This window comes from Roseivirga sp. BDSF3-8 (genome assembly GCF_041449215.1).
Taxonomy (GTDB): domain Bacteria; phylum Bacteroidota; class Bacteroidia; order Cytophagales; family Cyclobacteriaceae; genus JBGNFV01.
Window position 1 is genome coordinate 3,994,987 of sequence record NZ_JBGNFV010000001.1, and the last position, 23,954, is coordinate 4,018,940.

Consider the following 23,954-nt stretch of genomic DNA (forward strand, 5'->3'; position numbering starts at 1 on the left):
CCTTCCTATGCTCGGAAAGTATATTTAGTCAGGTGTCTTATTGTATGGGAGAGGGGGTAAAAAAATAGCCCGTCTCACTGCCCGGGAGCAGCGGACGGGCCTGCATTCCTACCTTTTCACGAATCGAATCGTCTTTTCCTTTGATCCGGTAAGGCGGAAAATGTATATGCCAGGTTGCAGATGCTGTATATCCAGCGTTTGCCTACTGGCGGTAAGTCGCTCAGATATAAGCTGCTCACCCAGTAGGGTAAGTACTTCCACCCGGTCACCCTGGCGGTAGGTTTCGGTGAATACGGTCAGCTCATCCATGGCAGGGTTAGGGAAAATGGCCACATTGACCTGCTGCCGGGCAGGTGCCATGCGTGTGCCTGTAGCCACACCCCCATAAACTTCCATTTCGTATAAGGAATAGCCGTATGGCAGCGCCCGGCTCAGCCCCTGCATCCAGAGATACCGTCCGGCTACCGATGCGTCTGTGCCCACCATGTCCGTGCCTCCGTCACCATTAGTTACCGTGGCGATCACCACAGAAGAGGCAAGGGCCGTTGTGCTGCCAAGCCTGATCTCATAGGCCGAGCCGTAGGCCGCTTCCCAGTTCAGTACTACCTCACATACGCTATAGGTAGCTCCCAGGTCCACACGGATCCACTCATTATCCGTGAAGCCACTGCTCCAGCGCGTACCGCCGTCACCGTCAGTAGCATTGGCAGCAGCAAAGGGCGCTTCTGTTGAAGAGGAAGCAGCGGGCTGGTTCAGCGCCAGGTTAGTCGTTCCGCAGCCGGCCGGCGCGGCATCCACCCTTACTGATACACTCGAAGCACTGCTGGCAGCACCGTCACTTACCGTCAGTTGGAAAGTATATGAGTTGCCAGCCGAAAGCCCTGATATAGCCGTGGAAGCAGCCGAAGGAGCGGCGATACTTACAGCAGGCCCTGCCGTTTGCGTCCAGGTGTAGCTCAGGGCTGAAGGTCCGCCATCAGGGTCACTGCTGGCACTGCCATCAAGTGTTGCAGAGGTTGCTGTGGAGCTGAGCGTCTGATCGGGCCCTGCATTGGCTACCGGTGCCTGGTTGGCCGGAGTGCTACCGGAAGTACCGTACACTTCAAACTCCCAAAGAGAATAACCCCAGGGGTGCAGCTTATTAAAGCCATACACAGCGATGTAGCGGCCTGAGCCACTCAGCCCCCTCAGGTTATCTACCCGCGCCGCATCAGCCATACCCGTTTGGGTAGAGATAATGGTCCAGTCCGCACTATTAGGGTCCGGCGTGCTGTTCACATCAGACACCATCACATAGTAGCTCTCTGCACTGGCCCGTTCCCAGTTCAATACTACCTCCTCTATACTGTAGCCCTGCTCCAGGTCCACCATCATCCACGCCGTGGGGCCATACGCACTGGCCCAGCGGGTATTGACGTCCCCGTCGTTACCCGATCCTGCCAGGTAAGGACCTTCCACAGATGAGGCCGAGGCTGTTTTGTTCAGTGCCAGGTTATCATTGCCCCCCGTGGCTGAGGTTACCGTAATGACCGTTTGCTCAGTATCAGAAAGTGAACCGTCCGATACAGTCAATACCGCCGTGTAGCTGCCTGCCGCATTATAAGTATGAGCTACCGTGGCCCCTGTGCCCGTAGCACCGTCACCAAAGTCCCAGCTATAGCTAAGGCCATCGGCGTCCGGGTCTGAGGAACCTGAGGCATCGAAGCTTACGGCGTGCGGAGCCTGCCCGCTGGCATTGTCCACCGTAAAGCTGGCTACTGGTGCGCCATTCTCTCCACCACCCGTACTCACATTGAAATGATTTAGGTTAATCACACCCTGAGCAGCCTCCAGCCTGATAACATGATTACCCGCCGGTATGCTGATCGTCGTATTTACATTTGTCCAGCTCTGCCAGCCGCCGGTAACTCCAAAGCTCACACTACCTTGCTGTGCCCCGTCTACCAGGATGGTAAGGGTACCGCCCAGTGAATCACTGGCTACCCTGAAGTCCATGTCAAATGTCCCACCCGTGGCCGCATTCACATTATATTCCAGCCAGTCACCAGCTTCCATCTCGCTCATGTTCAGGAACCCGCTCTCGTCCTCAGTCGGCTCCGGCCGCGTACCGCTCATGGTAGTGTAGTTTTCGGCCTCTACCAGGCCAGGTACCGCATGATAGTACGCAGGGTCATGCACAGGCATATTCACATACATCTGCCCCAGTTCCGTAAGCACACCCGACTGCTGATCCAGCAGCGCAATGTAGGGAGGGCCCGTATGGCGTCCCGTAAACCAGGCGTAGCGCTCCACATCCGGGTCATTCTCCATATAATCCACCGCCTGCACCAGGTAGCGCTTCTGCTCTTCCAGCGTGGGGTCATTTTCCCAGTTGGCAAACTCTGTCATCCAGATAGGCTTACCGTATTTTTTAAATAGCCCTACATACCATTCTACCGCACTCACATGCCCCATGTAGGCATGGATAGAGATCGCATCCACACGACAGTCTGTACACGCAGCAAAAAAGTCGTCCAGGTACTCGATAGGGTCCGTGTAGGTCGTGCCGTTTTCAGTCACACAGCTACCGCAGAAGTTCATGGCCGGGCTCACGATCTTCAGCCCGAACTCATCCGCTATCGCTTCCAGGCGGGGCCATTCCGCCGCCGCTTCCGAAGGCGTCATATTCGCCTGCTCCAGGAAGTTTGGCTCGTTCCAGCCCAGTACATATTCCGCTTCCGGATGAGCAGAAAGCCAGTCTCTCATCGCCTGCTCATTAAATCCGCCGTTCCAGGCCATGGGTACAAATTCCACCCCATAGTTCTGGTACACATCCTCTATCTGCGCATCAGGCTGATGGAACCAGTTATACCACCAGCTGATACCCTGAGATATTGCCGCCATGTCAGCCTCCGAGTGGCTGCCATACCCAAGGCCGCGTTTCTGACTCTTGACCCTACCGTACGAATTATTGACAAAGATGTATTGCTCCGCCACCGAAGACGAGGTACTGTCAGCTACAGTCAGCCTTACCGTATAGTTACCGTTTGCCGTAAAGGTATGCTGTGCCGTCACGCCGGTCGCCGTACTGCCGTCACCGAAGTCCCAGCTATACGTAAGGGCATCGCCATTCACATCAGTTGACTTACTGGCGTCAAAGTCCACTACCAGTGGGGCGGGACCACCTGTGGCTGATGCAGTTATGATAGCCGATGGCGGGCGGTTTACCGGTGTGCCTCCCGCGCCGGGGTCCACTGCAGCCTCACCACCTGAAAAGTAAATGTTGTCCACAGCGATATCGCTGATCTCTGTGGTGCCCAGCAACTGGAAGAGCTGCAGCACCTGCATCATATCCACCACATCTGACAGTTCTGATACAGGGATCGTAATATCATGCCACTGGCCATCGCGGACAAAACCATACGGGTCCTGCCCGTTACGGAACCAGATCCACTTCTGCCCGATGTCATTGACCGTTCCGCTCTTCATGCCCACACGGAAATCCGCCGTGCTCGTCGTTTTCATAGAAAAATGAAAGTAGCCGTTCGGATTGTCGAAGGCAGACAGGTTAAACGCGCTGCGACCCGTCAGTCCCATGCCGAACCATCCTGCACCCGTAGAGGTGAAAGACAGGGCGCTATTGCCCTCAGCAGCAGTGGTAGGCAGGACTTCCAGCGTATTTTCCCAGATAAACAGGTCACCATTGACCCCAAAGCCAAACTCACCCGCGTCCTTATTAGCAGGAGTCTCCGTATACACCCCGAAGTTACCGTATTCGGGTGCCGGCAGAGGCACACTTTCAGACCAGTAAATGTCATCGAAAGCAATATCGAACGTATCGGCAGGGGCCGTGCCGGACGCTGTAAATACCTGGTTGATGGTTTGGAAGTCCACATTGTTAAACTTGTTCAGCGGTATGGCCACATCATGCCACTGCCCGTCACGTACCAGGCCGTATTCCTCTCCGCCGGCAGCCAGTACCACCGACCCTCCGGCAGCAGCCGTGCTGGCTATGCCTATGGTGATATTGCCCGTGGTCGTAGTCTTACACTTAAAGTGAAGGTACCCGTTAGTGTAGTACCTCATGTTCTGGTCGGTCGAGTGAATACCCATGCCCCACCAGTTGCCGGGCGCTACCTCATAGCTTAGTACTGCGCCCCCTTCGGCAGGCGTATCGTTTACCGATACCATATTATTCCACAGGAAGATGTTGTTATTCGGGTCACCGAAATTCAGATTCTCCTCCACCAAAGTGGTCTCTGTGAATATCCCAAAGTTGTTCCTCCTTGCGTAATCCTCCGCCTGGTACATTTCCGTGTGCTCATTGGCATACAGGCGCACATAGTCTACATACATTTTGGCCGGAAAGGGCGCCGTGATCTGCGCCGGGTCAGTAATTTCAACAAAGTTATAGCCGCCCACCGCCAGGTTCAGCAGAATGAAGTTCGGGTTGTGAAACTCCGACAGGTTAGGGTCGGTTATATCCTGCGTAAAGTGAGGCACACCATCTACCGAAATAACCATTTCCGTAGGCGTCCAGTCAAGCCTGAACGTATGGTAGTCCTCGTAAAAATTTACTGCCAATGTAGTATCCTCAGCATGGTCTGCCTGCAACCAGTCGCTCCAGGTACCCTCATCATGCCACCAGTGCGTGGCCGCAATAGCCGTACGGTTGGCCGTGCCATTATCAATGGCCGACTTAACCCCCGCCTCCAGGATGTCCGTCTCCCCACAGTGAGGCCAGCCCACCTGGCCGAAGTCGCTGCCCATCATCCAGAAGGCAGGCCACAGCCCGTTCGCTATGTCCGGCAGTTTGATCCGGGCTTCCAGCGAGCCGTATTTGAATGAGAACCGCCCGATCGTTTCCAGGCGGGCAGAGGTAAACTGCTTACCTTCATAGTCTTCTTTCCGGGCTTCTATGACCAGGTTACCGTTTTCTATATAGGCATTTTCACTGGCTGCCGTATAGTACTGCAACTCACCGTTGCCGTTCCCGTCACCACCCGTCCCATAGGTCCAGACAGAGCGGTCTATTTGTGTGCCATCGAACTCATCCGACCACACCGGGTTTTGTGCCATTAAGGTCATATGGGTCAGCATCCCGGCACAGAGGAGCAACCACCTGAGAGATATAGGTAAATGTTGTGTCATACAGATTTGGAGAATGGGTTATGTATAAGAGAGCCATCCGGCATGTACCGGATGGCTCTAGGTTAATTTATTGCTTGGTAAAGCGGAACGTATCCGTAGAACCTTCAATCCTGAGTAGGTAAATACCAGGCTGTAAGCTGCTTACATCAAATGTGGCACCTTGGTCCGTATCCGCCTTCAGTTTCATCACCTGCTTACCGGTAGCTGTATAGATCCGTATGCGGTCGCCAGTTTGCAGACTTTTCGAGCGGAAGTTGAGTACAGACTGCACAGGGTTAGGGAACAGCATCATCGCATCGGTCAGATCATTATCGGCCGGGCTCATCCGGGTGCTGACAGAGGCACCGTATACCTCCATTTCATATAGCGAATAGCCATAAGGCAGTGCCCGGCTTATGCCCTGCATCCATACGTAGCGTCCGCTCACAGTCTGGTCAGTGGTAACATTGTCGATGCCGCCGTCACCATTCGATACACTCGCAATTACCTGTGAGGCCGCCAGGTCAGTGGTGGCACCAAGCCTGATCTCATAAGCATTGCCATAGGCCGCTTCCCAGTTCAGCACCACTTCGCATACGGCGTAAGTTCCCCCCAGGTCCACCCGGATCCACTCATTGTCCGTAAAGCCGCTTCCCCAGCGCGTGCCAGCATCACCATCGAAGGCATTAGGGGCCTCAAAAGGCGCTTCGAATGTAGACGATACCGCCGGCTGGTTCAGCGCCAGGTTAGCCGTACCACAGGTTACCACCGGCGGCTCATTGCCCTGGGTGCCGTATACCTCTACTTCCCAGAGCGAGTAGCCCCATTCGTGCAGCTTGTTGTAGCCATAAATGGCGATATAGCGGCCGCTGCCACTCAGTCCACCCAGGTCATCTTCACGGGCCGCATCAGCCATGCCCGTTTGGGTAGAGATGATGGTCCAGTCGGCACTATTAGGGTCAGGTGTGCTGTTCACATCCGATACCATCACGTGGTAGCTCTCTGCACTCGCCCTTTCCCAGTCCAGTACCACCCGGCTTATGTCATAAGTATCCTCCAGGTCCACCTTCATCCAGGCAGAAGCTCCGTATTCGCTTGACCAGCGGGTATTTCCGTTGCCATCATTGCCTTGCGAGGTTAAATAGGCCCCCTCTACGGAGGATGATGTAGCCGGTTTGTTCAGTGCCAGGTTATCATTGCCGCTGTTACCCGGACTAACCACTATCTGTACCGAGGCTACATCGCTGTACGTGCCATCAGATACCGTTACCGTGGTATTATACGTGCCGGATGAGGCATACGTATGCTGTACCGCTGCCCCGCTGCCTGAGGTGCCATCACCGAAGTTCCAGCTATAGCTCAGCACATCACCATCAGGGTCCGTAGATCCGCCGGCATCAAAGCTCACCACCAGTGGAGATTGTCCCGTAAGCGGAGTGGCAGAGAGTGAAGCTACCGGTGCCCCGCCCGATACAGGCGCCGAACTATTGTACAGCGTATGGCCCGGTACCGTAAAGGAAGTTACCTGCGAGCCATTCAGGTACACCTGGCACACCTGTGCCGAAGGAGAGGGGTTATACACCACGTGCGTCACCTCGTTATTGTCATTTACAAAGGTGGCACTCATCGGCATAGACATATGGTAGTCGAAATTAATCGTACCCAGGTTCTGCAGCGCATGCGCATAGTAGTAACTGATACCACCGGTGTAAGGTGACCGTATCACGTCCTCCTCTTCCTGGTCAGACGATACCCAGTACTGATCCAGCTTCTGGGTCACATATTCAGGGTCGAAAAGCATCTTAAAACCGAAGAGCACATTGGCCCAGTCACGGCCTATTTCCGCCTCCGTGACCACACCACCGTCTGTCCGGCCGGCATCACCATTCGCATTGTAATAAGTGTACATTTCGTCCAGCAGGCCCTGGTAGTAAGTATCCGCTTCCGCTTCTGTAAAGAGGTCATTGAAATAATGGAATCCGGGACTGATGGGCAGCATCTGTATACCGTGAATCCACTGCGGATCAGTGCCAAAGTACGTGCCGTAAACATAGCCGCCCGGCCACATAATTCCTACCACATCGTGGCGGCTGTCATAGTTGGAAGGCCATATATCCCCATACTGGTTAAACCAGTACTCAAGCGTGGCCCGCGACTCATACATGTAGCCAAAGGCACCCGCATCGCGCATCTGGTCATTTCCCAGTACCGAGCCCAGGAAGAACATTGCATGCCACGACTGCATCGCCTCAGAGGTGCTCTCCTGGTTATTTCCGTTAGGAGAGGACACCCCGCCTGCATAAGAGTGGCCCATCCACGGATCAAAAGTCCGCATAAAGGGGAAGTTGGCATCTGAGCGGTCCCAGTTAGCGTACTGCTTAGCCACCATAGTTAACATCCCCTCATACTGGCCCACAAAGGCAGGGTCAGCCATCCCCGCCAGGGCCGCCGCCTGTATCAGGTATCCGTAGTGAAAGTGGTTATCCGTAAATACACCTGAATAATAGCTTTCATTAAACCCAACCAGGGCCTTCCACTGAGGGTACCACGCATAGTAGCGTTCCGTTTCCCCCGGCGTATACGTACACCAGTCGGTAATAGCATCCTTCAGTATGCTCAGCAGCGTATTATAATCCGGGTGATTAGTCTCCTTAGCCATCAGCATATATTTAGCTATCCTTACCAGGTCCTTGCCCCCCCAGTACGTGTCCGTACCGTAAGGCTCCGCCTGGGCCTGCAGGTTAGCCGTATATTCACTGATCAGCGTGGTCATGCGACCCGGCTGGTAGGGGTTGGCGCCGCTTTCAACCTTCGGCGCCGTGTAGTGAGGCAGTATGCCGCTAAACGAATAATTGAAAGAGAAGCTCGTGCCTGCCGCCACCTGCATAGTGCCACGCGCCTGCTTATACGTAATGCCCGTATAGCTCGCAGTAGAGCTAAGCGCTGTACGGTAATGGTGAGGCAAAAAGCCCTGTAGCATCGCAGTCTCTCCTGCACCACGGATATTAGCCGTAGCCGCCGTCCAGGTCGCATTCATTTCACCGCCGTTGATGTCATAATTCCAGCTCACCGTAGTATTCGTTGGCTTTACATACGCATAAGGGTGCATGGTAGCAGCAGCAGCGGCATTTGGCAAACCAGAAAAGACAAGGTAGTTAGCACCGGATCCCAGGTTGATGGTTAGCAGATTGCCTGTAAGGCCTCCGCGAGATACGGTCGAACCCGCCGGCATGTGTACGCCATAATACGTGTCCCAGTATTCAATCACAAAATACTCCCCGGTAAAAGGAAATGAGATAGGGTTACCCCCGGCATCCAGGTAGCTCGCGCCATGGTAGCATTCCACCTGGGGCGTAAAACCCTGGATCTCCGTCCACACAAAGGGGCTGCCGTGTACAGCCTTCAGGTTGAAGTACTTGTTGTTTATGTCTTCATATACCTTCGCATCTACGGACCAGTCCGACCAGTCGGTAACTATGGTGCGGGCAGGAGCAAAACCGGCGCCTTTTAGTACGACAGGGAAGTCCATCATAAGATCATTACCAGCTGCATTCCACTTAGTAGGGTGATAGATGTTCAGCCCCTGTTCACTGGGGTCGACGACGAGTGGCATAGCCCACAGGCGGCCACCAAGTTCGTCGCTTTCATCATAGATAAGGTTTGTCCACCAGTCGTTAGTAGGTATCGGGCGGGTTTCGCCATCCTGCACGTCTATCTGCGCATTCGTGGCGATCTCCGTAAAAGTACCGTCCATTTCATGAGTAGGAGGGTAGGAGGCGTAGCTTCCCGGCCCTACTGACACAGCCGTCTGGGCATGGGATTGATAAGAAAAAAGTAATGCCACCAAAGGCACTACCATGAGATAAAGCTTTCTCATAGATTTGGGGTTAGTTGTTCAATGACATGCGATAGGTGAGCCGGTTGAATGACCTATTTCAGCAGATGAAATCCACAGGAAATACTGAGTCGGTGGCACACAAAATCAATAGAAGCAATATCCCCTATACACAGGCAAAAACCCATTTTCAGGATATAACAAGTATCCAGCAATCGTATAACAAACGTATAACAAAGGGCCTTGTAGAGCCATTTAAATCGTTTTAGAGAAAAAATTAATCGCTGAAGGTGTAAGTCATCGATTGGTTGCCCTTTTATCCTCCCGGCGGTACGATGCATAACGCCTGGGTGCCATAATTGGAGCAAACAATGGTCATAATGCGGAGAACAAACCGTTTGATTAGGTAGCGTCCTTATGATATAATCACTCCGGTTACATATAATTGTAAATGCCTCCGGCAGCTACTAATAAACACCAACCAGAGTCTGTGGTAAATTCTATGTCTAAGAAAAGCATGAAACTGGCAATCGGTCAACTCATCATTGGGGGTATGCTAATCCTGCCGCCAGCCATAGCGGCTGATACGGTGGCCATGGCAGATACAGTAGTAATGGCTGAGGATAACGGTTCTGAGTCTGTGGATAGGGGGGAGGAAGAGATAGACGAATATGATATAGGCACCCCGGCAGTGGGAATTATGGCCCTGATTATGGTGCTCTTTCTCTTGGTGCTGGTAGGCGTTGGCTTAGCAATAGGTGTATTTATATTTCTGGTTATCAGTGGCCTGGCATTTCTGGGTATCCTATCCGCCTCCGCCGTAGTCGGCGTGTATCAAAAATCTTCCAGGCAAGGTATTAAAACCTTCCTGTTACTTTCATGTACCCTTGCAGGCGCGGCCTCAGGTGCCGTGATATTGTATGTGCTTAATCGCGTGGTTCACTGGGTTTCAGAGGGCTATAGCCTGGGTATCGGAGCGGCTACAGGCCTTGTAGCAGGGGTTCTTATTAGCCAGGGCTTATTTTTTGTAGGTGAAAGGGCCTACCAATACCTGAAGCTCCGGCTGAAGCAATAGTATGATCACGTAGTCTGGCCCCCACAGCTACTTCCCGCCCCGGCTGTGCATCCATAGCAGTGCTGGTCCATAGCAATAGGCCGGTTTACCATCTTCTCAAAGTCAAACTCGGAAAGGTGCCGGCCTCCCTGCCTCACTTTCAACTCCAGCATCTGGTTAAAGTCACAGTCATAGATATAGCCATCCCAGCCTATGCTTATCGTATTCCGGCACATCACCCCGCGTGCGGCTGCCGGGTTAAAGGCATCCACAAGCTTCTGCATGTAATCCTCGTAGTTACCGCTTACGATCAGATAGTCCAGGAAGCGGCTTATCGGCAGGTTAGTAATGACAAACAGGTTGTTGAACTCAAGCCCGAACTTGCGTCTTAGCTGCTTTTTAAATTCATTTTCCAGCGTCTCCTGCGGGCCCGGCAGTATGGCCCCCGTAGGGTTATATACCAGATTAAGCGTGAGGCCGCTGCCCTCCATGCCGTAGCCTTTCTCATTCAGCATCTGCAGCGCTTCTATCGACCGTCCGAAAACCCCGTCGCCACGCTGCCGGTCTGTACGCAGGGCAGTGTAGTGAGGCAATGACGACACTACCTCCACGCCATGCTCCGCAAAAAAGTCCGGTAGATCGTGGTATTTCGGATTAGCCCGGATGATCGTCAGGTTGCAGCGGTCGATTACCTGCTTGCCCAGCTTGCTCACCTCCTCTACAAACCAGCGAAAGTGCGGGTTCATCTCCGGCGCCCCTCCCGTCAGGTCCACTGTAGGAATATCATACTTTTTCAGAATGTCCAGGCACAGTTCCATCGTTTTCCGCGTCATGATCTCCTCCCGGTCCGGCCCGGCATCCACATGGCAGTGTTTGCACGTCTGGTTACACATTTTGCCCACATTGATCTGCATAATGTCTATGCCCGTCGGGCGCATATTCTCCAGCCCGGATTCTTCCAGTTTTCGGGTAAATTTAGTAAAACTGCCCTCATTGAGCTTTTCAATCTGAGCAGCCGTATCAGCATAAAGATGTCCTTGTGCCTTTAGTGACTTCATTTACATCAGTGATTTTTTCGCTTTGTTCATCATTTGTACCCCATGTACCAGCGAGGCTCCACCTCTGATGGCTCCGGCCACATGCACGGCCTCCATCATCTGTTCTTCATCGCAGCCCTTTTCCATCGTGTCCGTAGTATAAGCATCTATGCAGTACGGGCACTGTATGGCATGAGCCACCGCCAGGGCGATCAGTGATTTCTCTCTGGCCGTTAGCGCCCCTTCCTTAAACACATTACCGTAGTAATCGAAAAACTTATCGGCCAGTTCCTTGCCGAATTCTCCAATGTCTCCGAATTTTTTAAGATCCTCAGGATTATAGTATGTATCCATTTCCAGTCATTTGATAGGTGGCTAAGGTAAAAGAAATTTCAGGCAACCTGTAAAAAATAAAGGCAGAAACGGGTGGAATTGTCTGCTACTTACCATCTGAATACCCGGATCTGCCTTACTTAACTTACGAAGCCAGGTAACGTTTTGGATGTAGGCAGAGACAAATTCTTTTTAAAAAAGACCTCCGAAGACTGATCCCATTGGTCAGGGTACCGGCAGGCATGCTATATTTGCCAGCCTAAATACCCGACAGATGTTCACTTTTCGCCCCCGCTACGCACTGCTCACCCTTTTCCTCTTTATAATAGAAGTGCTTATTGCACTGTATGTCCGCGATGCCATCATCCGGCCCTATGTCGGCGATTTTCTCGTGGTCATGCTCGTCTACTATTTCTTCCGCACCTTTCTCACTTTCTCTAAAGTTTACCTGGCCCTTGCCACCCTCCTCATTGCCTACCTGGTCGAAGTGCTGCAGTACCTCAACCTGCTGGGCGCCCTCAGCCTTCAGGATAACAAGCTCGCCAGGATAGTCCTCGGCAGCTCCTTCGAGTGGATTGATATGCTCGCCTATACCCTCGGGGTCATTGTCGTCTACTGGCTTGACCGTAACGCCCGCCTCTAACCCTTTATCACAAATCAAGAATCACGGCAGTCCCCTGAGGGGCTGCCGTTTTTTTGTGACATTCTAAAAATCAGCCTGATACGATTACCCTTTTCCCACACATCTCAGAATATTTCATAAAGAAATCTCAAATTTTTTATGGCGGTTAAATAGCTGATTTACAGTGGTTTTTGATCCCCCGGTATTTCCCGGGAATTCCCGAGACTCCTCTCCGGACCTCATCCCTCATATTTGAATCATCGGCGGCGAGATAGCAACACCGGATAAGTGACACACGGCTATCGAGACCGCGGCAACTGCTAAGGTGGCAGCCCCCCGGGCCAAGGGAACGATAAAGCCCGGCGACTCTCACCAAGGCAGCACGCCTTCCCTGCACGCACTGCGAAGCAGACCCAGAGTGGGCCTGCCGGTCAGGCACAATAATCAAATTTTTCTTCACCGCTCCGGCAGCCCTCATCAGGCTGAATGGGAAACCTGTGCCTTTTCGGAGGCTGTCGGGGCTCAATTGATGATTCTTATGTCAATTTCAAATAAATTCTTTGCCCTTATCGCTATTGGTTTTTTTCTTACTTCATGTGACTTCGGTGTGGAACTACCCGAGGTGGATAAGAGCAACCAGATAGTCTCTCAAACTGCCGATGGTAACGATGTGAATGAGAACGAACCCATAATTCAGGGGCCTGTATCGTCAGGCAGTGGTAGCAGCCAGACTCAGATTGCCAATGCGGATGTAACCGTTAAAGAGCACAGCACAGGCAACATAGTGGCTAACACACAGTCTGATGCTTACGGAGACTATTATACGAATGTACCCAATTCGGGAGCTTATGATATAATAGTTTCGGCTACGGGCTACTCCACTTGTACACTTGATAGTATAGTAATTGATGGGGATAAATACCTTCCAGTCAATCTTCAGCAATAACGAGTAGCACCTGAAGTCATAAAAAAGGCATTCGCTTTACTGCGAATGCCTTTTTTATGATCTAGGGCATAAATACCCATGTATGGCCTACCCCATTAGTAGTATGCATATACCACTTGGCCTTTAGCTGATTAGTTAAGTTCTTGAAAATTTTCATGCCCAGGCTATTACTTGCATCCGGGGTTTCTGCCTTTATCCCTTTACCATTATCCTTTACTTCCAGCTTCCACTCTCCTGAAGGGGTCTTAACTAAACGGATGGTAACTTGAGGGGCTGGGTTACCTGGTACCGCATATTTAAAAGCATTGGTAAGTGACTCATTAAGTAACTGGCCGAGCAACAGGGCCCTGTCCATATCCAGGTCCAGGCGGTCCATCTCTGTTATTAACTCGACTTTATTATTATATCTAAAGCTGTATAGTATCTCATTCGCCAGATCAAATAGATATGTTTTTAGGTTAAGCGCAATTTTTTTATCACTGTCCTGGGCCAGGTAAAGCTTACTATGAATAGTGCTGATGGCTGTCAACCTGTTTTTCTGGTCTCTTAGTGCTTCACGGGTTTCATCAGTACTGTACCTTTCTGCTTCCAGTTTAAGTATGTATGAGAAAGTAGACAGGTTATTTTTAACCCTGTGGTACATTTCTTCGTGCAGTTGCCGTATTTCCTCTTTTTGCTTAGCCTCTTGTTCCCTCGCCTTCTTTTCTATTAGCCTGCGGCGGTCTGCCTGACGATAGTTGATATATATGAACACCAGTACAATGGCCAGCAGTATAACTGCAGCTATGGCAAGTATGATTATGGTTCTGTTATTTCGTATAATTACCTCCTGTCCTTGTATGGTTTGGTCCAGTTGGTCCACATCATACTCAACCTCCATCATCGTCAATTGTACTTGTCTTTTTTCATCCAGCACCCTTTTTTTGATAGCTAATATTTCATTCAATAGATTGGCGGCTTTTTCATACTGCGAGGTAGTCATAAAAAACTGATACCTTACCTCCTGGTATTCACGCTGAAGTTCAGGATCACTTGCACGCGGAGCATAAACAGAGGCTTTATTGATTTGGCCGGCTGCAGTCTCATACCGGTTTCGCTGTAATTCCAATTCTGCCAGCCTGATGTCCACATAGGCTATCTGGTCTTTATTGTTTTCATCTGAATAGATAGCCCTGGCCAGGTTAAAGTAATGCTCGGCCTTATCATATTTATTGCCGGCCAGGTAGGCCCGTCCGAGGGCGTAATAGGTAATTTCGATGTTACTTGGTTCACCAGCTAACCGAAGGCTATCTTTATAATCAAGGGACTTAAAAAGGTACTCAAGAGCAGGTTCCCACTGGCCCATTTCCAGGTAGTCTGCCCCTAAATTATGATACGTATAGCCTACTTTTGATGGATTAACCTTCCTTGCCAGGGAAAGAGCCTTTTCATGAAGTTCGATAGCATTTTCATAGGCCTCTCTGTTTTGCTCTACGTTACCCAGGGTATTATAGGCATTTATCAGCTTTGGGTTCTCTTTTTCAAGCCTTTCCAGTATCCCCACTGCTTCGTATAGCAATTCTGCAGAACGACTTTTGTCGTATGGTGTATAAGCTTGAGCTACGTTAACCAACGTGCCTGCTATAAGGGTATCGATACCTTGCTCCCTGTGCGTAGCCAGAGCTTTTTCATAACTCAGGAGGCTTTTTTTTAGCTGACCCTGATGGTTCAGACCGATGGCAATGTTATTTTGTGAGGCGGCTACATTTAATTTGTTTCCGTTAGCCTCTGCTACTTCCATCGCCTTTTCCCAGTAATATATGGCAGAGTCGTAGGTCTTGCCCACGAAGGCATTTACCCCCTTTTTATGATAGGTATCATACAGTGAGGGTGGGGGAGGCTCCTCTGCACACGAGCATATCGTAAGACATACCAGCCCGATTCCTATCTGTACAATTAGCTGCTTTACACTCATCAATCAGACACTGTTTCCTTTACTATTAGCTTTCAATTTAGAATAAAATTCTTTTTTATTGATAAAATTTTAAGATCGGCATATGAGTGAGAAGGGATACATTCTTATTGTTGAAGACGATTCTTTCCTGGCAGAGGAAATCCAGAGCTATCTGAAAGAGTTAGAGTACGAAAATACCATTTGTCATTCAGGAGAAAAAGCTATTGAAATATGCGGTAGCACGTGGCCCGATGGTATTCTGATGGATGTTCAGTTAGCAGGAAATCTTGATGGCGTGGACACTGTCAGAGAAATTCGCTCCATTCATAATGCGCCTGTAATTTTCCTTACGGCCAATGAGTCAGATGAAGTGTTCAGAAGGTGCAAAGCAGTACCCGGTAGCTTTATGTTACCTAAGCCCATAACATTTTTACAATTGAAGCGCACCATAGAGCAGGTTTTCGAACAGGACAATAGCCAGTCCTTTCACAAGGTAAAGCGTAATGAGAACCTAAGTTTAAATGATTCTCTTTTTCTGAAAAGTGAAACCGGCAAAGAAGCACATCACCGCATAAAGCTCTCAGGTATTACCCATTTGATTTCAGAACGAGCCTATTGTACCATCATGCTTGTGGAGGGAGAGAGCATTATCTATAGCCGTCCCCTTAACAAAGTGCTGGACATATTATCAGAAAAAAAGGGCGGAGAAAAATTTGTAAGAATTCATAAGTCACATGCGGTTAACGCTGATTTCATTACAGGCTATGAGGGTAACGAACTTATCGTGAAAGGAAATACCCGGTTGTCTATAGGACCCAGCTACCGTGATAACATCAAAACGCTGCTCTCCTGATATTTTTTAGGAATGCCTGAAATTGCGTACGGAAACTTTCCCCCCCGTTTGGGATAGTAAATTTAATATAATCTCACCTTGGAAGTAGTATTCGGCATAACCAACCCGACGGTAAAATGCCGAAATACAATACCAGTCAGGCAGGTCTTCTCATCAGACTAGCTGCAGTAAAAGCCGATGTGTCTCTTTCATCCGACGGAATGAAAGATTTAGCTATTGCGCTGGAAGAGGATGAAAGATTTAAACACCTCAATATAGAATGGACGGGAAGATACCTTAAAGAGAGGCTTATATGGTCTGACAAAGGAACAGATCCCGAGTTTTCTGAAGAGAGGATTAACGTCCTGGCCCGCTTTGCCGGCTATAGTCAGTTTGCAGACTATCAAAGCAGGTACCTTTCCTATAGTGCCCTGATGGGTAATAATTCCTCCACCCAGGCACCCATTTTTTTAGTCACCAAGAAGCTATATGATCATTACCAGAAAGAGCTATCGCCCGTAATAAATATCCTTGACAAGACAGTTCCTGTAGTGAACTCTGTTGATTCTGGCGAAGAAGAAGCTATCCATAGTAAAATGGCTATGGGTGTAAAGGGAGGAGTAATCATAACCACGGCTGCGGAACCCGCCCCTTTTAGCTCGTTATCCAAAGAGCTGAAGGAGAGATGGTTTGTTTTTATACATACTAATGAAAAGCCCCCTATACCCCCAGACTGGCCCGCAGAGAGGGTTATTACCTCAGTTACCGACCTTCATATGGTAACCATTCTGCTTTGTTCTCCAGGACTTATAAATATTCCCGAAACAAAAGACCCAAAAGATTTCCCAAACGGAAATACCCTATCCGGCACTGTCCACGGTACCGTTTTTCAGGGCGGGGTCAATATACAGCAAGACAATCACGGCACCGGCCAGCAGTTCGTTACCAGCTCCGATGTGCACATCACCAATAACAATCATTACAACCAAAATACCTGATCAGCTATGAATACAGCGCTACTTGAACAAAATGAAGACCTGCTGCCACAAAATCACACCGAAGCCCTTGAAGACGCCGGATCACCCAAGGAGTCTACCACCATTCACGGAAACTATATTGCCGGAGAAACCGAAGTGCACGCCAGTCAGGTAGCCTTTCGGGATATTAATCATCATACCGTCTACAATGGCTACAAAGCTGAGTTTGCCAGCCTTATTCTGAAAGAAGAAAGCCCCTACCCTGAACCTGTATTTACTGAAGCGCTGGTAGACAGCGTACGGCATCATCGCCTGTTATTTATAGGCAACAACCCCGCTTTTGACAAGGAACGTTACCTAAGGCACCTCGCCAGGCGCATAAAGTCCGGACACCCCCTTCCTGTACTCGAACTTAGGGAAAACAATGAGACCGATGATATTCTCCAGGCCATCAGCAGGCAGGAGGAGCCTGTTATTTTTCTCCTGCCCAGGATGCACCCGCGCCAGCTCGGGCACGACACCCAGCGCGTACATCATCTTGCCCGGCAAAAAGGCCACTACATCATCATATCTACTGAAGTACCCCCGGAAAGCTGGGAAATCCACTCCTCGCTGGTAGATGACCTGTGGTTCAGTGTACCCGATAAGCATATCTATTCGCAGGATCAGCTCACAGCCTACCTCTGTACCGCCCTGGCAAAGCAAGCCCCCGGCATAGCCTGGATAGAAGATAACCCCGCTTTCACCCCAGACTATAAGCTGGCAGAGTCCATGAGCCTGGCAGAAATTAGCCAACAGTACGACAGCCCCGAAGAGATAGATCTGTTAGTACACATGCTAGCCAGCCTCGCTAAGGCCCCGGATGCCAGCAGGCTCGCGGAACTCGTAAAAGAGGTAACAGATAGCAGCGATGCCCTGGTAGCCAAGTGGTTTAAAACCCTCAGTATGAGACAGCAGCTCATTACCCTTGCTGCCTCTATGATGGAAGGCATGTATGACGACCAGTTTTTCGGCATTATGAAAGAGGCCGTGCTCGGCTTCTGGGAGTACCGCGACCCAACCCTCAAGTGCCTGGACTATTGCGATCTTGAATTTCTCATGCTCTTTTTCGAGTTTGAAGAGATACACGAAGAAAAGCGCCTGCTCCGCAGCCGCTTTACCGGCCAGCGCACCCAACTCATACGCGCTGCCTGGAGCACCCACCGCCGACACATACTCGATATGCTCCCCCGGCTCATAGAGCTAGTCATGCAGTCTGCCAAGCCCCATACATTTGACTTTGAGCGGCTGGGCACCCGTGACCGCCGTATGGTCCTGCGCCAAACCGTAAGTCATACCCTTAGCGACCTCGGTCTTGTCCACCTGCCCTCAGTAGAAAGCCCCCTTATGGAGCTTAGCGCCACCTCAGATAGGCGCATGTCCCGCGTAGCCTCCAAGGCCCTCGCCAGGTGGAGAGAGCTTGGCCATGACCAGTTATTGTTCGATACCCTCGACAGGTGGCAGAACGATGCTGACGTGAAGTCCCTCGTAGGCGAACTCGTCAGAAGCCAGCGGCTGGGGCAGTTCAACCAGCGTAACTATGACGATAAGGCCATTGAATACATCAGAGCCTCTACCGTAAAGGTACTCGGCTATGCAGCCGAATATGATAAGCCCAACCAGCTAAGTGAGAGATTAATAGAGCAACTTATACGCATGGCCCGGGATTCTTACCCAAGGGTAAATGCCGCCATTTGCGAAGCCCTGCCCCGCTTCATACACCACCATATCTTTCAGTTGCGCAGCGTACTTACCGAGCATATCATGCGCATAGACGACCTCGACGAGCCCATTGCCAGTGGGCTTCAACTTGCCTACCAGGACCACCCCAAAGACCTCGTAAGGACCGTAGAGCACTGGCTCGACACAGTGAGAGACGATGCCAGCCGGAAAAACCGCCGGCATAAGATGACCATTCGCGATAAGATGCTCGCCACCATTCTGGCCTTCTGGTCCAAGATCGATTATGATCACCAAGACCCCGAAAAATTTAGCCGCAATGATGTAGTCGAAACCCTGCACGAACTATATCAGCAGGAGGGGAGAGAAGAGCTGCGCCAGCGAATCCTCAGCACCGCCATCACACTCCTTAGCCAGGATTGGCGTATGTCTGGAAAGTATATCCTCACATTCTTTCCCCCATTAGATCCCGATCTCAGCGTATTCACGTCAGCCCTTTACCTAAGTTATGTGGAAGAACGCAGCCTGATGACCGGCGGAGACTGCACAGTAGAAGTAGAAGGCCATTATGTTAGTGCCTGGATAGAACCTTCCCGCAGACCTCTCACACTTGTGGAGCAGATGCTTTACCATTGGCTGGAAAGAGGCGACCGGGACATTCAGAAACTGGCCGCACTCGGGCTTGCCGTATTGTCAAACAAATTTGAGCTCGAGGAGCGCCGGGAAGTAGCCGAATACCTCCTGTACGGACAACCCCCGGAAAGCGTAAACCAGTACCAAAGCTACAACCCCGCCAGTAGTCAGAGAACCCAAAGTCCCGCTCATGAGGAATATATTCATGTAATGCCTCAGATAGACACAGAAACGGACAAGTTTATCACCAAACTGATGAAAAAGGAGCCTGCTGCTCTGCAGGATCAGGTGCGCATGCTTTACCGCTACTTTACCTACCGTAAAGCCACCGATAAAGATTTGCTCGGCTACCTGTTTACCCAATGGCGTACGCGGGAAGATAAGAACCTGAGAGAAGTGGCTTTTTACCTGCGCAAAATTATGGTAGACCCACGGCCTGAGAAAAAACCCGTATTGACACAGATTATAATCTGGGGTACCATCGGGCTCACCCTCTTGTGGCTTTTGAGTCAGTGCGGTTAAGAACCTCCTGCTCCTCTCAGCGGGACCACACAGGCTCAGCTGAGATAATATAAACAACCCTATGACTAAGAATCGCCAGACTTTACCAATGAAGAAATGTTGTGTGCCAGCTTAAACTTATCCTTATATGGCTGTAAACGAACAATATTCTGCGGCAAATCTCATGCTTTTAATATGGTCTGCTGCCGCCCGGAAAGGCTTTAAGCCTGACTACTCCGGGCTTCGGAAACTAGCCATTGAGGTAGCCGGAATGAAAAGGTCATCCAAGCCCCTTTTTGATGAAAAATACCTGGATAAAAAGTTTACTCAGGCGCGGAACAATCTGGAGGCCCATAATGACAGGGTGTCCGCCAGGGAAGAGAATATCCAGGCACTTGCAGAGTATGCCGGTTACCCCCGTCTTGAGGATTTCTTTATAAAAGCAGATTCCCTGTTTGAATTTCTCGGTGACCGGCCGCCCATACTGGATATAACCAGATTGAGCGAAGAGGACAAGCTTACATTCACAGGCTATATCTCGGACACCTACCAGTACTTGCTTTTTCAGGCTCCTTCTGCGGCTGAATCCGGAGAACTGTCCTCGCTTCCGAAAATTAAGCTTTACGTAAGCGATCAAGTCGATAAAGCAGGTCCTCCGGGTGTATTCACTCTGCGTTTTACCAAAGAGTCAGGGTATATGGATACCAGCCAAATGATTTTAGCCGATCCGTTTCCTATAGACTTTATGGCCATCGCCTTACAAGTCTATTTATCCGACACCCGAAATACTCAAAAGCTTACACACTACATAAAAAAAGAATCTGAAAAAAAAGCCCGATCACAACCAGCTATGCGAAACCTTCCAGTTACTTCCAAACCACCTCCTGCCGCTCCCCCTCGCTTTCCTGTATGGAAAGTGGCCTTTTTTGTGGCCTTATTTCTGCTTGCTAGCTGCCTTGCCACCTACTTCTTCATCCTGCGCCCCGCCGCTGACAAGCCCGACCACAGAGAACTCGAGAAAGGTATCACAAAGCGCAAGCAGCAAATAGAGGCCCTTGTCAGAGAGGCAGAACATAGAACTAACAGGCGCAATGACACCCTTGCCGGCATACAGTATCTAATTGACGCCACCCTTACCTACGATAGCATTAGCACCTACTACCGAAACTATTACGGATTTACGAATGGCTATACCATAGTAGAGTTCAAAAAGAATATAGAACCTGTCATAGAGAAAGACATCAATAAACTCACCCCCTGGAACCAGTTCGGGTTCGTTCAACCCATTGTTATGGGTGGAGGGAAAATGAGCCTTCAAACCGATACCACCTTCGCAGCACTATACTTTACCTTCGGTATAGTTGAGACAGTACCTCCTGACCCTACCGTAGTAAGTATAAGGAAGGGGCAGGGAGGTAAGTATATTGTCAGAGTCCGCTATACCAGGCCCATTCGCTATCTTAATATAAGATATGAATTGAGCGAAGAAACCGGGTGGTATAAAACCCGTACCCTGAGTTGGGTAGGTTTTTTACCCGAAGAAAAGCTGGTATTTCAAAAAATGGGGGATGTATGGGAATATACAGGCCTGAGTCAGTGAATAGCGTTAACGCTATTGTATATAGTGAAAATTGAAATCCATTTACTATTTATTGGTACTTTAGCCAGTACCAAACCTCAATAAAATAATTATGAGCCTGTTTAAAGAACTAAGCATTAAGAACCTCGCACCTTATGACAATAAAAAGCTATCTGAAATAAGTGATGTCGAGATTTTGAAGCGTGAATCCTTCGAAAAGAATCAGAAAGAAAACCTCGGCGACTTTACCATTGCAGTAGATGGTGGTGCCGGTATCAGCATCAATCTGTATAATGAGGTAAGCGACCTAAACCACGAAAGCAAAGACTCTAAACTAGATCTGAAAACCGCTCTTGAAGGCGGTAGCGGCAATTATATACGGTATTCGCTCGATGGCAAACTTAAGCTGTCAGGTGCCTTCAAAGTGCCGAATGTAGGCCTGCAGGCTAATATTTCTCAAGCCATTACCTTCAATAGTTATCGCATACATAAGCCCGATCAGGAGTTTCATGAAGCCTTTGCCGAAGACATAAAAAGCTTCCGGATTATCCTCAGCAAAGAGGATGTACTCGCCCTTGAAGACGGTGAGGCCGTAAGTATGATACTTAACGGTAGTCTTTCCTTCAAAGCCGAATTCAACTGGACCGATGCTGTAACGTCCAGCCTTACGGACATCTCGGAAATACTGAAGACATCCGATATCATAAAATTGAATCTGGGGGCTAACCTAAGTGCCACTGCCTCCATAAACATTACCGACAACTTTATTCTTTCCATCCAAAAACTGGATAATAAGTTTGTCGCCAACCTCAGCAGAGTCAAAAATAACGTCACCGGGCTGAAGGCCGGCTTTGCCGCAGAAGCTCAGATAGAAAATCCTGAACTTATAGATGAAGTCATCTCACAGGCCTTTGACAAAGGCGAGGCAGAAGTAATTGAAAACTCAAATAAGCTTCTCGATTCCCTTCAGAAATTCGCAGATGAGAAGATCACCCAAAGCAAGCTGCTTACTGAGATAAAGAACAATGCCGACCTTTTGCAGCAGGCCATGGAGCTGTTTGGCCTCGATGCTGAGGTAGATAAAATCAAAGAAGACGGGCAGAAGTACCTGGAAGAGTATAAGACCAAACGGGATGCCGTAAAAAAAGACATATCTGATATACTCAAAGCCAAGCTTGAGCTATCTGCCGAGCTTACCTACAGCCGTACCAAGTCACAGGACACCGTATTCAGCGCCACCCTTACCGCCGCCGCCATGAAAAAGCATTTTGAAAGCCTGCGCTTTCTTAATGTAGACCCCCTCATCCAGGCCTTTGAAAGCAGTCAGAGCGGAGTTACCCTTACCGAGTATAAGAAAGTAACCAAGCTTATCATTAGCCGCGGCTTTAGCATAGGCCTCAGCATTGCCGGCTGGAAGGTAAAGTTTGACGATGACAGGATCAAAGAACTAGAAACAGAAGAAGTACTCCAGGGAAATAAGGTACTCTTCCGCGTGACCGACTACAGCAACGAACGGGCCGTCAGTGCCATGGAGGGCAATAACTTCCAGCACATGGGCAACATACAGTTTAATGCCAAAATGCCCGGCTTCGTCAGTGACTCAGGCCAGGCCACCTGTGACCAGTTCGACTACAACCTTACCCTCAACTATGAGGAGAAAACAAAGGACCTTAAGAAGAATGAGGGCAAGCTGCGACTTCGGAATATGGTCGACATAGCCTATACTTTTGGCATACTGGAAGAAGACGATGTAGAAACCGCCTACAACGACCTGTGGAGTAAACTGGAAAAGCAGCCTGTGGACTTCAAGGTATTTCTCAATATCCCCTACGGCACCTTTGAAAGCATCGTCAATGACCTGATCTTCCTGGATACCAATGCCCTGGCCGCCGCCGCAAGCGAGTGCCTGCCATACGTTAAATACGACGGACGCCGCACCATGGTAGAGCGAAGAGCAGCCTATACTACCTACTTCAAAGAGTACTTTAATACCCACGCCGGTAACATCACCAAAGACTCCATAAAGCGAGACATAGGCCGGATGCTGGAACAGAAGTATCCTTCACTCGCCGAGTTTGAAAGCACCTTCGAAGACCAGGGGGTAAACTATGGCGACATGGAAACCAAAGCCCTTGCCTATCAACTCTGGGATAATAACATCAGTACCGACTTCACCAGGTTTAAAACAGGCACCCTCGCCCCACTGGCCAGGGACATGAAGCTCAACTATAGCAAAGTCCTTATGGTAAATGACTTCCGCCGTAAATCTATCGACTGGGCCGTGCAGAGAGAGCTCACCCAGCGCTTCATCGCAAGACTTCTAATTAATCTGGCTGGTAAAAAAGCCTTCACCCTTGAGAAAGGCTGCAGCTTCACCAGCGGAGATAATACCTACGCCTACGGCGAGAAAGTCTCTGGCTAAATTAGGCATACACAATTCGTCAAAACCATCCGTCCACCCGGCGGATGGTTTTTTTTGGTTTAATATTATTAACTATTCGTATAGAGATACACCAGCTGTTTTTTTTCTTCATTTCCGAAACCTCATTTTAAGTACGGTGTACTGATTATTTTGCTTAAATGCTGAAAAGTAAAATTTAGTTTAGGTTGTTTAGTTATTCTGTTCTTTACTAAAAACTCCAGATAAATATTGCCAAACTTATCTATTGTTTTTAATATAAAGGTCTAAAAATCAGGACTATGTGTGTAACTAGCTATTTGAATAGGCTCGAAAGAATGGACCAATTTATACGTTTGCGAGCGACAGGAACTCCTGACCAATTCGCAGGTAAGATAGGATTAAGTAGAAGTATGTTGTTTCGGTACCTCGATGTCTTGAGGGAT

General features: G+C 49.7%; 13 protein-coding genes. 8 read left to right on the plus strand and 5 right to left on the minus strand.

Annotated features, from left to right (window positions below; translation table 11 throughout):
- Nucleotides 1-108: 108 nt before the first annotated feature.
- Nucleotides 109-5,130: a glycosyl hydrolase gene (locus AB9P05_RS16560; protein ID WP_371909945.1), complete on the minus strand. Its 5,022-nt coding sequence runs from the start codon at nucleotides 5,128-5,130 to the stop codon at nucleotides 109-111.
- Between the two features lie 67 nt (nucleotides 5,131-5,197).
- Nucleotides 5,198-8,986 (minus strand): glycosyl hydrolase, encoded by a 3,789-nt coding sequence (locus AB9P05_RS16565; RefSeq protein WP_371909946.1) that lies wholly within the window; start codon nucleotides 8,984-8,986, stop codon nucleotides 5,198-5,200.
- Nucleotides 8,987-9,446: 460 nt separating this feature from the next.
- Between AB9P05_RS16565 and AB9P05_RS16570 the strand changes: the two genes are divergently transcribed.
- Nucleotides 9,447-10,019 (plus strand): hypothetical protein, encoded by a 573-nt coding sequence (locus AB9P05_RS16570; protein WP_371909947.1) that lies wholly within the window; start codon nucleotides 9,447-9,449, stop codon nucleotides 10,017-10,019.
- Nucleotides 10,020-10,024: 5 nt separating this feature from the next.
- Here AB9P05_RS16570 and arsS read toward each other — a convergent pair whose 3' ends face one another.
- On the minus strand, nucleotides 10,025-11,056 hold the full coding sequence (gene arsS / locus AB9P05_RS16575; protein WP_371909948.1) for an arsenosugar biosynthesis radical SAM (seleno)protein ArsS: 1,032 nt from the start codon (nucleotides 11,054-11,056) through the stop codon (nucleotides 10,025-10,027).
- Nucleotides 11,057-11,389: an arsenosugar biosynthesis-associated peroxidase-like protein gene (locus AB9P05_RS16580; RefSeq protein WP_371909949.1), complete on the minus strand. Its 333-nt coding sequence runs from the start codon at nucleotides 11,387-11,389 to the stop codon at nucleotides 11,057-11,059. It lies immediately after the preceding gene.
- A 253-nt stretch (nucleotides 11,390-11,642) separates the two neighbouring features.
- Here AB9P05_RS16580 and AB9P05_RS16585 point away from each other — a divergent pair, with 253 nt between their 5' ends.
- Together AB9P05_RS16585 and AB9P05_RS16590 are read left to right on the plus strand one after the other, a co-directional pair.
- A complete protein-coding gene (locus AB9P05_RS16585; RefSeq protein WP_371909950.1) occupies nucleotides 11,643-12,011 on the plus strand; it encodes a DUF2809 domain-containing protein in 369 nt (122 codons plus the stop codon).
- A 304-nt stretch (nucleotides 12,012-12,315) separates the two neighbouring features.
- Nucleotides 12,316-12,936 (plus strand): carboxypeptidase-like regulatory domain-containing protein, encoded by a 621-nt coding sequence (locus tag AB9P05_RS16590; protein ID WP_371909951.1) that lies wholly within the window; start codon nucleotides 12,316-12,318, stop codon nucleotides 12,934-12,936.
- Nucleotides 12,937-12,997: 61 nt separating this feature from the next.
- Here AB9P05_RS16590 and AB9P05_RS16595 read toward each other — a convergent pair whose 3' ends face one another.
- Nucleotides 12,998-14,890 (minus strand): tetratricopeptide repeat protein, encoded by a 1,893-nt coding sequence (locus tag AB9P05_RS16595; RefSeq protein WP_371909952.1) that lies wholly within the window; start codon nucleotides 14,888-14,890, stop codon nucleotides 12,998-13,000.
- An 82-nt stretch (nucleotides 14,891-14,972) separates the two neighbouring features.
- Here AB9P05_RS16595 and AB9P05_RS16600 point away from each other — a divergent pair, with 82 nt between their 5' ends.
- The 5 genes from AB9P05_RS16600 to AB9P05_RS16620 all read left to right on the plus strand — a co-directional run bounded on the left by AB9P05_RS16600 (nucleotide 14,973) and on the right by AB9P05_RS16620 (nucleotide 23,532).
- Nucleotides 14,973-15,722, plus strand: coding sequence for a response regulator transcription factor (locus AB9P05_RS16600; protein WP_371909953.1), 750 nt, complete (start codon nucleotides 14,973-14,975; stop codon nucleotides 15,720-15,722).
- 116 nt (nucleotides 15,723-15,838) lie between these two features.
- Nucleotides 15,839-16,699, plus strand: a complete 861-nt coding sequence (locus AB9P05_RS16605) for a hypothetical protein (protein WP_371909954.1) — start codon at nucleotides 15,839-15,841, stop codon at nucleotides 16,697-16,699.
- A 6-nt stretch (nucleotides 16,700-16,705) separates the two neighbouring features.
- Nucleotides 16,706-19,552, plus strand: coding sequence for a hypothetical protein (locus AB9P05_RS16610; RefSeq protein WP_371909955.1), 2,847 nt, complete (start codon nucleotides 16,706-16,708; stop codon nucleotides 19,550-19,552).
- Between the two features lie 127 nt (nucleotides 19,553-19,679).
- Nucleotides 19,680-21,131, plus strand: a complete 1,452-nt coding sequence (locus AB9P05_RS16615) for a hypothetical protein (RefSeq protein WP_371909956.1) — start codon at nucleotides 19,680-19,682, stop codon at nucleotides 21,129-21,131.
- Between the two features lie 91 nt (nucleotides 21,132-21,222).
- Nucleotides 21,223-23,532 (plus strand): hypothetical protein, encoded by a 2,310-nt coding sequence (locus tag AB9P05_RS16620; protein ID WP_371909957.1) that lies wholly within the window; start codon nucleotides 21,223-21,225, stop codon nucleotides 23,530-23,532.
- Nucleotides 23,533-23,954: the final 422 nt, after the last annotated feature.